General features: G+C 71.3%; 14 protein-coding genes. 4 read left to right on the forward strand and 10 right to left on the reverse strand.

The window, feature by feature from the left end; genetic code table 11:
• Positions 1-3: 3 nt before the first annotated feature.
• Positions 4-198 (reverse strand): 50S ribosomal protein L35, encoded by a 195-nt coding sequence (rpmI, locus tag CI089_RS13550; protein ID WP_005048908.1) that lies wholly within the window; start codon positions 196-198, stop codon positions 4-6.
• Positions 199-242: 44 nt separating this feature from the next.
• Complete coding sequence (infC, locus tag CI089_RS13555) at positions 243-902, reverse strand: translation initiation factor IF-3 (RefSeq protein ID WP_023951736.1); 660 nt, start codon at positions 900-902, stop codon at positions 243-245.
• 227 nt (positions 903-1,129) lie between these two features.
• Here infC and CI089_RS13560 point away from each other — a divergent pair, with 227 nt between their 5' ends.
• The gene (locus CI089_RS13560) at positions 1,130-1,534 is read left to right on the forward strand and encodes a DUF1844 domain-containing protein (protein WP_023951737.1); all 405 of its coding nucleotides are present in this window, start codon (positions 1,130-1,132) and stop codon (positions 1,532-1,534) included.
• Between the two features lie 42 nt (positions 1,535-1,576).
• Here the strand turns inward: CI089_RS13560 and CI089_RS13565 are convergent, their stop codons facing one another.
• From CI089_RS13565 to CI089_RS13590, 6 genes are read right to left on the reverse strand one after another with little or no spacing between them, the layout of a single operon-like run.
• The gene (locus CI089_RS13565) at positions 1,577-2,359 is read right to left on the reverse strand and encodes an SseB family protein (RefSeq protein ID WP_094262003.1); all 783 of its coding nucleotides are present in this window, start codon (positions 2,357-2,359) and stop codon (positions 1,577-1,579) included.
• Positions 2,343-3,089 (reverse strand): bifunctional 1-(5-phosphoribosyl)-5-((5-phosphoribosylamino)methylideneamino)imidazole-4-carboxamide isomerase/phosphoribosylanthranilate isomerase PriA, encoded by a 747-nt coding sequence (gene priA / locus CI089_RS13570; RefSeq protein ID WP_094262004.1) that lies wholly within the window; start codon positions 3,087-3,089, stop codon positions 2,343-2,345. The genes CI089_RS13565 and priA overlap by 17 nt, the downstream gene beginning before the upstream one ends.
• 58 nt (positions 3,090-3,147) lie before the next feature.
• Positions 3,148-3,810 carry an imidazole glycerol phosphate synthase subunit HisH gene (hisH, locus tag CI089_RS13575; RefSeq protein ID WP_064956917.1) on the reverse strand — a complete coding sequence of 221 codons (663 nt, stop codon included), beginning with the start codon at positions 3,808-3,810 and terminating at the stop codon, positions 3,148-3,150.
• Positions 3,807-4,412 (reverse strand): imidazoleglycerol-phosphate dehydratase HisB, encoded by a 606-nt coding sequence (gene hisB, locus CI089_RS13580; RefSeq protein ID WP_094262005.1) that lies wholly within the window; start codon positions 4,410-4,412, stop codon positions 3,807-3,809. Before hisB ends, hisH begins: the two co-directional genes overlap by 4 nt.
• The gene (locus tag CI089_RS13585; RefSeq protein ID WP_094262006.1) at positions 4,409-5,494 is read right to left on the reverse strand and encodes a histidinol-phosphate transaminase; all 1,086 of its coding nucleotides are present in this window, start codon (positions 5,492-5,494) and stop codon (positions 4,409-4,411) included. Before CI089_RS13585 ends, hisB begins: the two co-directional genes overlap by 4 nt.
• Before the next feature lie 42 nt (positions 5,495-5,536).
• A complete protein-coding gene (locus CI089_RS13590; protein ID WP_094262007.1) occupies positions 5,537-5,893 on the reverse strand; it encodes a LysM peptidoglycan-binding domain-containing protein in 357 nt (118 codons plus the stop codon).
• A 256-nt stretch (positions 5,894-6,149) separates the two neighbouring features.
• Here CI089_RS13590 and lexA point away from each other — a divergent pair, with 256 nt between their 5' ends.
• Together lexA and CI089_RS13600 are read left to right on the forward strand one after the other, a co-directional pair.
• Positions 6,150-6,815 carry a transcriptional repressor LexA gene (gene lexA / locus CI089_RS13595; RefSeq protein ID WP_071918355.1) on the forward strand — a complete coding sequence of 222 codons (666 nt, stop codon included), beginning with the start codon at positions 6,150-6,152 and terminating at the stop codon, positions 6,813-6,815.
• A gap of 78 nt (positions 6,816-6,893) precedes the next feature.
• The gene (locus tag CI089_RS13600) at positions 6,894-8,810 is read left to right on the forward strand and encodes a dipeptidyl-peptidase 5 (protein ID WP_094262008.1); all 1,917 of its coding nucleotides are present in this window, start codon (positions 6,894-6,896) and stop codon (positions 8,808-8,810) included.
• Between the two features lie 38 nt (positions 8,811-8,848).
• Here CI089_RS13600 and hflX read toward each other — a convergent pair whose 3' ends face one another.
• Complete coding sequence (gene hflX, locus CI089_RS13605) at positions 8,849-10,366, reverse strand: GTPase HflX (RefSeq protein WP_094262009.1); 1,518 nt, start codon at positions 10,364-10,366, stop codon at positions 8,849-8,851.
• A gap of 85 nt (positions 10,367-10,451) precedes the next feature.
• Between hflX and CI089_RS13610 the strand changes: the two genes are divergently transcribed.
• Positions 10,452-11,093: a class I SAM-dependent methyltransferase gene (locus CI089_RS13610; RefSeq protein ID WP_094262010.1), complete on the forward strand. Its 642-nt coding sequence runs from the start codon at positions 10,452-10,454 to the stop codon at positions 11,091-11,093.
• 36 nt (positions 11,094-11,129) lie between these two features.
• Here CI089_RS13610 and dapF read toward each other — a convergent pair whose 3' ends face one another.
• The gene (gene dapF, locus CI089_RS13615; protein WP_094262011.1) at positions 11,130-11,999 is read right to left on the reverse strand and encodes a diaminopimelate epimerase; all 870 of its coding nucleotides are present in this window, start codon (positions 11,997-11,999) and stop codon (positions 11,130-11,132) included.
• Between the last annotated feature and the right edge of the window lie 6 nt (positions 12,000-12,005).

Raw genomic sequence — 12,005 nt, forward strand, 5'->3', positions numbered from 1 at the left:
CGCTCAGATGCCGAGGAGCTTCTTGGCGACCTTCGCGTCGCCGGGAGCCAGGATCTTGTCGGCCGACAGGCGGCGCGTGCGCTTGGTGGGCTTGCCTTCGAAGTTGTGGCGGAGGTTCGCCTGCTGCTTCTTGATCTTTCCGCTGCCGGTGACCTTGAAGCGCTTCTTGGCACCCGAGTGGGTCTTCTGCTTCGGCATGTCTCTTCCTTCGTTGTGTATCCCGCGAGGCGGGAGTCTGGGGGCTACTCCGCCGAGGCGGGAGCGGCGTCTTCGGTCTCGGGCGCGTCGCCGGAGCGGGCCTGACGTGCTGCCTCCTTGTTGGCGGCACGCTGGGCGTTCTGCTCGGTCTTCACCTCGGACTTGTTCTTGTGCGGCGCGATGACCATCACCATGTTGCGGCCGTCGATCGTCGGGTTGGACTCGACGGTGCCGAGCTCGGCGACGTCCTCGGCGAACTTGCGGAGCAGGCGCACTCCCTGCTCGGGACGCGACTGCTCGCGGCCGCGGAACAGGATCATCGCCTTGACCTTGTCGCCCGCCTGGAGGAAGCCCTCGGCGCGCTTGAGCTTGGTGATGTAGTCGTGCGCCTCGATCTTCAGACGGAACCGGACCTCCTTGAGGACCGTGTTGGCCTGATTGCGACGCGCTTCCTTGGCCTTCTGAGCCGCTTCGTACTTGAACTTGCCGTAATCCATGATCTTGACCACGGGCGGCTTCGAGTTCGGGGCGACCTCGACGAGGTCGAGCTCGGCCTCCTGCGCCAGACGCAGGGCGACCTCGATACGGACGACGCCGACCTGCTCTCCAGCGGGGCCGACGAGGCGAACCTCGGGGACGCGGATGCGGTCGTTGGTGCGGGGATCGCTGATGTGCGGAACTCCTGTTCGTGCGGTGGTGGCCACCGGGACGCGAGGACGCGACCCGGGCGGAAGAGCATCGCATCCACCCCGCACGACGCACGTGCGTCGGCATTCGTGTTCCGCACCCTGGCTACTCCGGCCGTTGTGAGGCGGACGGAGCGGAGTGCATGACCCGGTAGCCTGGAACGGCAAGCGCGGGTGGGATGTGATCCTCTTTCGATCCGGAGTAGAACACTCCGGTGCCCGCACAGTCTAGCAGAGAGCGACACGTGGACACGAACCCCGCCGACAACAGCACTTTCACCGACGACGAGGCTCGTCGCCAGCGGTGGGAGGAGCAGGAGCGCGCCGCCTCCGCCGCGACCCGCGACATCGCCGACGTTCCCGCCGTCGAGGTCATCACCACCGCCGCCGTCCACCTGATGAGCGCCGCCGCGGTCAAGGTCGGACTCGCCGACGACCCCGCCACGCAGCTCGACCTCGACGAGGCCCGCAAGCTCATCAACGCCCTCGCCGGGCTCATCACCGCCGGAGCCCCCGAGATCAGCGACATGCACGCGCGTTCGCTGCGCGACGGCCTGCGCTCGCTGCAGCTGGCCTTCCGCGAGGCGTCCACGATCCCCGACCCGATCGGGAAGGGCCCCGGCGAGAAGTTCACCGGCCCGGTCAACTGACGTCGTTCCGGGCTCGGGCCGCGCTCGGGCCCGGAGACTCCGTCAGGAAGCGCGCACCAGCTTGACGGTGAGCGAGTCGACGAGCACCGCGATGCGATCGTCGGCAGCCCAGCGCGAAGCGAGCCGCGACAGCACGGCGTCGAGCTCGGCGGCATCCAGCCCGTCGATGAGATGGAGCCGCACGACCAGCTCGGGTCCGCGCATCCGCGCGTCGGGATCCCCCGCTGCGACCGAGAGGTCGAGCACCGCGAGCTCTCCCCCGATGCTCGCCTGAAGGGCGGTGAAGACCTCGGGCGAGGTCGGTGCCGGCTCCCACGGCAGACCTTGACCGATCGCCCAGACGGCAGGTCGCCGCAGCACGAACTCGGTGTCGGAGCCCGGATCGATCACGATCAGGTCGGTGTCATCGGATGCCGCGGCCATCGCCGTGCGCACGCCGTCGGCCGGGACCGGTCGGGCGACGGCGTCCCACCGCGCCAGGGCCGCGACCGAGGTGAAGACCGGCAGGACCCGACGACCGTCGGGGGCGGCGACCGTGACGATCGAGAGCTCCTGCGTCTTGTCGACGCGGAGGCCGGTGGGCCCGACCCCCTCGTCGCCCTTCTCGGGGACGAGCGGGATCAGCAGCCGCGCCGTGCGGTACGCCTCGACGACCGCGACCGTGTCACCCGTGCCGGCGCGGAACGCCTCGAGAGCGGCGAGCAGAGCGGGATCGGCGGAGCCGTCGTCGCCGGCGTGCGGGTTCGACTCGAAGCTGCGCCCCTCCCAGGGGACGCCCGCCGAATCGGCGGCGTGGCCGCAGCCGTCGTCAGTCTCCGGCGACATCCAGCGCCTCGGCCAGCGTGAAGGCGCCGGCGTAGAGCGCCTTGCCGACGATCGCGCCCTCGACCCCGAGCGGCACGAGCTCACGGAGCGCGGCGATGTCGTCGAGGCTCGAGATCCCGCCGGACGCGACCACGGGCTTCGGCGTCCGCGAGGTGATCTCGCGCAGCAGCTCGATGTTCGGTCCCTGCAGAGTGCCGTCCTTCGTCACATCGGTGACGACGTAACGGCTGCAGCCGGCATCCTCGAGGCGCTCCAGGACGTCCCAGAGGTCGCCGCCGTCGCGGGTCCAGCCGCGGGCGGCGAGCGTCGTGCCACGCACGTCGAGTCCCACCGCGATCGCGTCGCCGTAGCGTCCGATGACGTCGGCCGCCCACTCGGGGTTCTCGAGCGCCGCGGTGCCCAGGTTGATGCGGGTCGCGCCGCTCTCGAGGGCCGCCTCGAGCGTCGCGTCGTCGCGGATGCCGCCCGACAGCTCGATCTGCACGCCCTTGACCTGCTTGATGACCTTGCGCAGCACCGCGGTGTTGTTGCCGCGGCCGAAGGCGGCGTCGAGGTCGACGAGATGGATCCACTGCGCACCCTGCTTGGCCCAGGCGAGGGCCGCGTCGACGGGGTCGCCGTAGGTCGTCTCGCTGCCGGCTTCGCCCTGGGTCAGGCGCACGGCCTTCCCGTCGGCGACGTCGACCGCGGGCAGGAGGATCAGTTCGGGGGTGGACGCGAAGTCGTTCATCACATTCCAGGGGTGGGTCGGGATGCACGCTCGTCCGCGCGAGCGCACCAGAGGGAGACTAGTGGCGCGGCAGGGCGCCGATCCAATTGGCGAGGAGACGGATGCCGGCGGCCCCCGACTTCTCGGGGTGGAACTGCGTCGCAGACAGCGGCCCGTTCTCGACCGCGGCGAGGAACGGCGCGCCGTAGTCGCACCACGTCAGGACGGGCTCGGCGAAGGGCTTCATGACCTCGAGGCTCCAGTCCTGGGCGCCGTACGAGTGCACGAAGTAGAAGCGCTCGTCCTCGAGCCCGTCGAACAGCGTCGACCCTGCCCCGGCACGGACGGTGTTCCACCCCATGTGGGGCAGCACGGGCGCCTGCAGCTCGGTGACGGTGCCCGGCCACTGCCCGAGGCCCTCGGTGTCGTCGCCGCGCTCCACGCCGTTGCCGAACATGATCTGCATCCCGACGCAGATGCCCAGCACCGGGCGCCCGCCGGCCAGGCGCCGCTCGATGATCTCGTCGCCGCGGCTCTCGCGCAGGGCGGCCATGACCGCGCTGAACGCCCCCACTCCGGGAACGAGGAGCCCGTCGGCGTCGCGGATGAGGCCGCGGTCCGACGTCAGCCGGGCATCGGCCCCCGCGGCGGAGAGAGCCTTGACCGCCGAGTGGACGTTGCCCGACCCGTAGTCGAGCACGGCGACGAGCGGTGCGCGTTCGGTCCTGTCGCCCTCGGTCATAGGGCGCCCTTCGTGCTGGGGATGCCGTGCACGAGCGGATCGAGCACCTTCGCCTGCCGGAATGCCCGGGCGAACGCCTTGTACTCCGCCTCGGCGATGTGGTGCGGATCGCGTCCGCCGAGGACGCGCACGTGCACCGTGAGCCCGGCGTTGAACGCGATGGCCTCGAACGTGTGCCGCACGAGCGAACCGGTGAAGTGCCCGCCGATGAGGTGGAACTCGTAACCGTCGGGCTCCCCCGTGTGCACGAGGTACGGACGCCCCGAGATGTCGACGACCGCCTGCGCGAGCGCCTCGTCGAGCGGGACGAGCGCATCGCCGTAGCGGGAGATGCCCGACTTGTCGCCGAGCGCGGAGCGCAGCGCCTGTCCGAGCACGATCGCCACATCCTCCACGGTGTGGTGCGCGTCGATGTGCGTGTCGCCCGTCGCACGGACGGTCAGGTCGGTGAGCGAGTGCTTCGCGAACGCCGTCAGCAGGTGGTCGAAGAACGGCACGGTCGTCTCGATCGTGCTGATCCCGGTGCCGTCGAGGTCGAGCTCGAGCTCGACGCTCGACTCGCTCGTGGCACGACGGATGCTGGCCGTTCGGGGGCTGGTCATGCCTCCGAGTCTATCGAGGCCAGTGCTTCGAGGAACGCGGTCGTCTCGTCTTCCGTACCGGCGCTGACGCGCAGGCTGTGCGGGATGCCCACGTCGCGGACGAGGATGCCGCGGTCGTACAGAGCCTGCCAGGTTGCCCGCGGATCGTCGACGCCGTCGAACAGCACGAAGTTCGTCCAGCTCTCGTATGCGTGATAGCCGAGTGCGTCGAGCGTCGCCGACATCCGATCGCGCTGCGCGACGATCTCGTCGACCATCCGGAGCATCGTCGACGAGTGGGAGAGGGCGGCCGTCGCCGCCGCCTGCGTGAGCGCGCTCAAGTGGTACGGCAGGCGCACGAGCCGCAGCGCGTCGATGAGCGTGGGGTCGGCGGCGAGATAGCCGACGCGGGCGCCCGCGAAGGCGAAGGCCTTGCTCATCGTGCGTGACACGACGAGCCGCTCGCGCTCACCGAGGAGCGTCAGCGCCGAGGAGCTCTCGCGCGGCGCGAACTCCTGGTAGGCCTCGTCGACGATCACGATGCCCTCGGTGGCGTCGTACACCGCCTCGATGACGTCGAGCCCGAGGGGCGTGCCCGTGGGATTGTTCGGCGCGCACAGGAAGACGACGTCCGGGCGGAGCTCGGCGACCTGGGCCGCGGCGGAGGCGGGATCGAGCGTGAAGTCGGGCCCCCGTGTACCCGTGACGTACTGCGCGCCGGTCGCGCGCGTGAGCAGCGGGTACATGGAGTAGGTGGGACCGAAGCCCATCGCGGTGCGGCCGGGCCCGCCGAACGCCTGGAGGAGGTGCTGCAGGACCTCGTTCGATCCGTTCGCGGCCCAGATTCGATCGGGCGTCAGGCCGTGGCCGAGGTACTCGGCGAAGGACTCGCGCAAGTGGGTGAACTCGCGGTCGGGGTAGCGGTTGACGTCGCGCAGAGCTCGGGCCACGGCATCCAGGATGTCGTCGGCGACCTCTTCGGGAACCGGATGCGTGTTCTCGTTGACGTTCAGCGCGACCGGGAGCGGCGCCTGCGGGGCGCCGTACGGGGTGAGGCCTCGCAGATCGTCTCTGAGGGGCAGATCATCCAGACTCGGGCTCATCCCACCCATGCTAGGCCGCGCGGACCACTGCTGCCGCCGGAGTCAGCTCGCGGCGTACTCGGCCGGGATGGCGAGCGTCTGGCCGGCTTCGAGCTGGCCCGAGCCGAGAGCGTTCAGTCGGATGATCGCGTCGACGACATCGCGGGGGTCGGCGGCGGGCGCCACCTCTTCGGCGATGGACCAGAGCGATTCGCCGGACATCACGGTCACGGTCGTGAACGACCCGGCGGGAGCGCCGACCTCGTTCGAGGCGAGCGCGCCTCCCCCCGAGAGCACGGCCGCGGTCACGGCGACGACCGCCGGAAGGGCGGCGATCGTGGCGACGACGCGGCGTCCACGGCGCGTCAGACGCAGGCGGGTGCGGGGGGCCGGTGCGAAGCGGGCATCGATCGTGGTCATGGCATCTCCTCGGGAGCGGTAGGAAGATTCGCCCCCGCCTCTCGGCCGGGAGAGGCGGGTGCGAACTTCGGTTCCGAACGTATCTTCGATATTGTGTGGTGTCAACCACCCACCGAAATCGGAGACCGATCGAAGAGACACGCGGAGCGTTCCGCGATGTCGCCGTCGTATCGGGCTACGTTTTCGACAGCGAGAGCCCACCATGAACCTCCGACATCGGGTCGGGGACGGGGCGCGACGACAGGAGACCGGCGGTATGAGCGAGAAGCCGCAGACGCGACGACGCAAGAACCTGAGCGACAAGCAGCTCGCGATCCTCGAGGTGATCCAGAGCGCGATCGCCCGCAACGGCTACCCGCCGAGCATGCGCGAGATCGGCGACGCGGTCGGCCTCAAGTCGCTGTCGAGCGTCACCCACCAGCTGAACCAGCTCGAGCTCAGCGGCTACCTCCGACGCGACCCCGGCAAGACCCGCGCGATGGAGGTGCTCATCGATCTCCCGGGCACCGCCGGCGAGAACCCGGCCGACGCCGCACCCGCCCTCGGCGACGCCGCTCTCGTGCCGCTCGTCGGCCGGATCGCCGCGGGCGTGCCGATCACCGCCGACCAGCAGGTCGAGGAGATCTTCCCGCTGCCGCGTCAGCTCGTCGGCAAGGGCGAGCTGTTCATGCTCAAGGTCGTCGGCGACTCGATGATCGACGCGGCCATCTGCGACGGCGACTGGGTCGTCGTGCGGGCGCAGGCAACCGCTGACAACGGCGAGATCGTCGCGGCCATGCTCGATGGCGAGGCGACGGTGAAGACGCTCCGTCAGCGCGACGGCCACACGTGGCTCCTCCCCCGCAACTCGGCCTTCGAGCCGATCCTCGGCGACGACGCGACGGTGCTCGGCAAGGTCGTGGCGGTCCTCCGCACCGTCTGAAGCGCGGCGGCGCGGCATCCGCTCCCGTCGTGTCACCCGCGCGGGCTTCGGAAGCCGTGCCTCGCGTAGCGTGGCCGTATGTCGCAGCAGCTTCCCTACGGTTCCTGGCCCTCTCCCCTGACCGCCGCGTGGGCCAGCGCGTCGTCACTGCGCCTCGACGGCGCGCGCTTCGTCGGCGATGAGATCTGGTGGGGCGAGTCGCTGCCCGACGAGGCCGGTCGCGTCGCGGTCATGCGCCGCCGCGGCGACGGCACCGTTCAGGTCGTCCTCCCCGCGCCCTGGAACGCCCGGTCGCGCGTGCACGAGTACGGCGGCGGCGCCTGGACGGTCTCGGACGACGGCGAGCTGTTCTTCGTCGACAAGTCCGACCAGCGCATCCGGAGCCTCCGCCCGGGCGGCGAGCCCCGACCGCTCACCCCCGAGGAGACCGGCACGCACTACGGGGGCCTCCGCTGGCAGCGGGGCGTGCTCCTCGCGGTGCGCGAACGGGAACGCTCGGGCGGCACACCCGAACGCCACATCGTTCGGATCGAGCGCGCGGGAAGCCCCGACGTCCCCGACGCCTCGAGCGTGATCGAGCTCGCCGGCGGCAGCGACTTCGTCGCCCAGCCCGCACTGTCACCCGATGGCTCGCGCCTCGCCTGGGTGGCTTGGGATCACCCCGACATGCCCTGGGACCGCACGAGCATCCGCGTCGCCGAGCTCGACGCACCGGGCAGCGTCCGGGAGGTCGCGGGCGGCGCCACCGCCGCACTGCAGCCCGAGTGGAGCTCCGACGGCGGCATGCTCTTCCTCGACGAGCCGACCGGACGCTGGAACCTCTACCGCGTCGACCCCGCGACCGACGCCGCGCCCACGGCGGTCGCGCCCGCCGACGCCGACACGGGCGGCGGCCTATGGGTGCTCGGCACCCGCTGGTACGCGCCGCTCGACGACGGCCGCGTCGTCGCCGTGCGCACCCACGGATCGGACCAGCTCGTGGTCGTCGACCGCGACGGCGGCGCCATCCCGCTTCCCTTCCCCGCCAGCGCACGCGTGCAGATCGAGGACGTCCGCGGCAGCCATGCCCTCGTCAGCGGCGCGATGCCGGGAGCGGCGGGCCTGTGGCTCGTCGACCTCGACAGCGGCGAGACGAGCGCGGTGCGTGGTGGGGCTCCGGATGTCGACGAAGCGTGGATCCCGCACGCCCGGCAGCTGACGACGACGGGCCCGCACGGACCCGTCCACGCCTTCGCCTACCCGCCGACCAACCCCGACGTCACCGCGCCGGACGACGAACTGCCGCCGTACCTCGTCTGGGTGCACGGCGGGCCGACGTCGCACGTGGGCGGCGCAGCCGACAGCAAGGTGGCCTACTTCACGAGCCGCGGCATCGGGGTGCTCGACGTCAACTACGGCGGTTCGACGGGATACGGCCGTTCCTACCGCGAACGACTCAAGGGACAGTGGGGTGTCGTCGACGTCGACGACGTCGCCACGGCGGCACGCGGTCTCGCCGACGAGGGCCTCGCCGATCCGTCGCGCCTGGCGATCGAGGGAGGCTCCGCCGGCGGCTGGACCGTACTGGCGGCGCTCGTCGGAACGGATGTCTTCGGGGCCGGCGTCTCGCGTTACGGTGTCGGCGACGCCCGGGCTCTGGCCGCCGAGACGCACGACTTCGAGGCGCGCTACCTCGACGGCCTCATCGGCCCCCTCCCCGAAGCCGAGGACGTGTACATCGAGCGGTCGCCGCTGAGCCGGCCCGAGCGGTTCCGGGTGCCGCTGCTGCTCCTGCAGGGCGACGAGGACGCCGTCGTGCCGCCGGCGCAGGCCGAAGCCATCCGCGACGCGCTCGTGGCACACGGCGTGCCGCACGCCTACGTGCTGTACGCGGGCGAGGGACACGGATTCCGGCGCACCGAGACGATCGTGAACGCCCTCGAGAGCGAGCTGGCGTTCCTCGGCCGGGTCTTCGGCTTCGACACGCCCGGTGTCGCGCCGATCGAGCTCGACTGAGCACCACCGAGCCTGCAGATGTATCGCCGCGCGCAGACTCAGACGGCGTAGGGCGCAAGCTCGGCCGCGAGGCGCTCCGAGACATGCGCGTGCACCGCGGTCCCGTCCTGCTCGTGCGACGTCGCGACGATGTGGCCGCTCTCGTGCACGGCGGAGATCAGGTCGCCGCGGTCGTACGGCACGAGGGCGCGCACCTCGACGGCCGGCAGCGGCAGCGCGTCCTCGATGGCGGCGCGCAGCTCATCGATACCCTCGCCGGTGCGCGACGACACGAAGTGCGCCGTCGGCTCGAGCCCGCGCAGCAGCAGTCGCGCATCGTCGTCGACGAGGTCGGCCTTATTGAACACGACGAGCTCGCGCGTCGCACGAGCGCCCACGTCGCCCATCACATCGCGGACGGTCGCGAGCTGTGCCGCCGGATCGGGATGGGATCCGTCCACGACGTGCACGATGACGTCCGCGCCCGACACCTCCTCGAGCGTCGAACGGAAGGCCTCGACGAGCTGGTGAGGCAGGTTGCGCACGAAGCCGACGGTGTCGGTGAGCGTGAAGACGCGGCCGTCGGCGGCCTCGGCCCGGCGCACGGTGGCATCCAGGGTCGCGAACAGGGCGTTCTCGACGAGGACGCCGGCGCTCGTCAGCCGGTTCAGCAGGCTCGACTTGCCGGCGTTGGTGTAGCCGGCGATCGCGACCGAGGGGATCGTGTTGCGCCGACGCTCGGCGCGCTTCGCCTCGCGCGACGGCGCGAACTCCCGGATCTGCTTGCGCAGCTGCGCCATGCGGGTGCGGATGCGGCGCCGGTCGAGCTCGATCTTCGTCTCACCGGGACCGCGCGAGCCCATGCCCGCCCCGCCGGCGCCCACCTGGCCACCGGCCTGGCGGCTCATCGACTCGCCCCACCCGCGCAGACGCGGCAGGAGGTACTCGAGCTGCGCGAGCTCGACCTGGGCCTTGCCCTCACGGCTCTTCGCGTGCTGGCTGAAGATGTCGAGGATGACCGTGGTGCGGTCGATGACCTTGACCTTCGCGACATCCTCGAGAGCACGCCGCTGACTCGGAGCGAGCTCGGTGTCGGCGATCACGGTGTCGGCGCCGACCGCGGCGACGAGGTCGCGCAGCTCGGCGGCCTTGCCGCGTCCGATGTAGGTGGCGGGGTCCGGATGCGGTCGCCGCTGCAGCACGCCGTCGAGCACGACCGCGCCGGCGGTCTCGGCCAGCGCCGCCAGCTCGCGCAGCGAGTTCTCCGCGTCCTCCTGCGACCCCTGGGGGTACACGCCGACGAGCACGACGTTCTCGAGTCGCAGCTGCCGGTACTCGACCTCGGTGACGTCCTCGAGCTCGGTGGACAGGCCGGGGACGCGGCGCAACGCGGCGCGCTCCTCGCGGTCCCACTGGTCGCCGTCGGTGTCTCCGTACGCGACGGTCGCCTCGTCCTGCAGCGCCTGGGCGCCGCCGAAGACGCGGATCGACGAGCGTGTCTCCGCGCTCGCGAGCACGCGATCGACCGGGTCCACCGCGATGTCGTCGTCGCCGTCGGGGGTGGTGATATGCGTCATAACTCTCTTCCCGGGATGCCCGTGCCCGGGCATCCGTGAATTCTAGTCTCCCGCCGGCACGTCCGGCTCCGATACGCTCGGATGCATGGGGAGCGATCACTACTTCAGCGCGTCCCCGTCCAGCGAGCAGAACCTCCGCCGCATCCGCGTGACCCTCGCGGGCCGTGCCGTGGAGGTCACGACCGCGGGCGGGGTGTTCAGCCCTGACCACGTGGATTCGGGCACAGGGGTGCTTCTGGCCAATACCCCGCCGGCACCGCCCGGTGGGGACTTCCTCGACCTAGGCTGCGGTTGGGGACCGATCTCGCTGTCGCTGGCTCTGGAGTCGCCTCACGCCACGGTGTGGGCCGTCGATGTCAACGAGCGGGCTCTCGACCTGGTGCGACGCAACGCCGCTGATCTGGGACTCGATAACGTCAACGCCGTCCTGCCCGACGATGTTCCCGACGACGTCGTATTCCGGACCATCCGATCCAACCCGCCGATCCGCGTCGGCAAGAACGAGCTCCACGGGATGCTGCAGCGGTGGATCCCGCGTCTGGCGGAGCGCAGCGACGCCTGGCTCGTGGTGCAGCGCAACCTCGGTTCCGACTCCCTGCAGCGGTGGCTCGCCGCCACGTTCGACGACGGATACGGCGTCTCGCGCGCGGCGACCGGCCGCGGGTTCCGCGTGCTTCGGGTGCGCCGCCACGGCACTCCCCCGACGGGAGCGATCGAGCTGCCCTGACCGGCGGCCGGGTGTCCGGATGCCGCGGCGCTCGGATCAGTCGGCGAGCGTGACCTGCCCCGAGAAGACCAGCGTCGCGGGGCCCGAGAGCAGCACGTGCTCGCCATCGGCCTGGCGCACGATTCGCACGCCCAGCGTGCCGCCCGGCACGTCGACGGTCCAGCGGTCGGGCGCGGCCGCACCGGCCCAGTGACGCACCGCGAGAGCGGATGCCGCCACCCCCGTGCCGCACGACAGGGTCTCTCCCACGCCGCGCTCGTAGACGCGCATCCGGATGGCCCCGACGCCGTTCTGCACGAGCGGCTCGGCCGGGACGACGAACTCGACGTTCGCGCCGGCGGACGGACGGGGCTCGAGGGTGGGCTGCACCGTCAGGTCGAGCCCGTCGAGCTCGTCCTCGCCCGCGAGCGCGACGACGACGTGCGGGTTGCCGACATCGATCGCCTGCCCCGGGCGGGCGACACCGAGTCCGCGCGCCCGCACCAGGACGTCGCCGTCGTCGGCGCGCCAGAGCCCGAGGTCGACCTCGAAGCCGTTGTCGGCGCGGGTGATCGTCTTGATGCCAGCGCGCGTGCCGATGCGGAGTCCGCCCTCGACCGACGCGAGACCCGCGTCGGCGAGGTAGCGCGCGAAGACCCGCGTTCCGTTGCCGCACATCTCGGCCTTCGAGCCGTCGGCGTTGCGGTAGTCCATGAACCACTCGGCGCCGGCGGCAGCGGCATCCGCCCCCTCGGGGATCGCGGCCGAGCGGACGACCCGCAGCAGGCCGTCGGCGCCGATGCCGACGTGGCGGTCGCACAACGCGGCGATCTGCGCGTCGGTGAGCTCGAGCGCGCCGTCCGGGTCGGCCAGGATCACGAAGTCGTTGCCGGTGCCGTGGCCCTTGGTGAACGCGAGAGTCGCCATGAGCCC

It is taken from the genome of Microbacterium sp. Yaish 1 (assembly GCF_002245215.1).
Lineage (GTDB): Bacteria > Actinomycetota > Actinomycetes > Actinomycetales > Microbacteriaceae > Microbacterium.

Excerpts from the sequence above, each read along its gene's own strand:
- rpmI (WP_005048908.1), bottom strand. The coding sequence starts at position 198 with ATGCCGAAGCAGAAGACCCACTCGGGTGCCAAGAAGCGCTTCAAGGTC.
- CI089_RS13565 (WP_094262003.1), bottom strand. The coding sequence starts at position 2,359 with ATGTCGCCGGAGACTGACGACGGCTGCGGCCACGCCGCCGATTCGGCG.
- priA (WP_094262004.1), bottom strand. The coding sequence starts at position 3,089 with ATGAACGACTTCGCGTCCACCCCCGAACTGATCCTCCTGCCCGCGGTC.
- hisH (WP_064956917.1), bottom strand. The coding sequence starts at position 3,810 with ATGACCGAGGGCGACAGGACCGAACGCGCACCGCTCGTCGCCGTGCTC.
- hisB (WP_094262005.1), bottom strand. The coding sequence starts at position 4,412 with ATGACCAGCCCCCGAACGGCCAGCATCCGTCGTGCCACGAGCGAGTCG.
- CI089_RS13585 (WP_094262006.1), bottom strand. The coding sequence starts at position 5,494 with ATGAGCCCGAGTCTGGATGATCTGCCCCTCAGAGACGATCTGCGAGGC.
- CI089_RS13590 (WP_094262007.1), bottom strand. The coding sequence starts at position 5,893 with ATGACCACGATCGATGCCCGCTTCGCACCGGCCCCCCGCACCCGCCTG.
- lexA (WP_071918355.1), top strand. The coding sequence starts at position 6,150 with ATGAGCGAGAAGCCGCAGACGCGACGACGCAAGAACCTGAGCGACAAG.
- CI089_RS13600 (WP_094262008.1), top strand. The coding sequence starts at position 6,894 with ATGTCGCAGCAGCTTCCCTACGGTTCCTGGCCCTCTCCCCTGACCGCC.
- hflX (WP_094262009.1), bottom strand. The coding sequence starts at position 10,366 with ATGACGCATATCACCACCCCCGACGGCGACGACGACATCGCGGTGGAC.
- CI089_RS13610 (WP_094262010.1), top strand. The coding sequence starts at position 10,452 with ATGGGGAGCGATCACTACTTCAGCGCGTCCCCGTCCAGCGAGCAGAAC.
- dapF (WP_094262011.1), bottom strand. The coding sequence starts at position 11,999 with ATGGCGACTCTCGCGTTCACCAAGGGCCACGGCACCGGCAACGACTTC.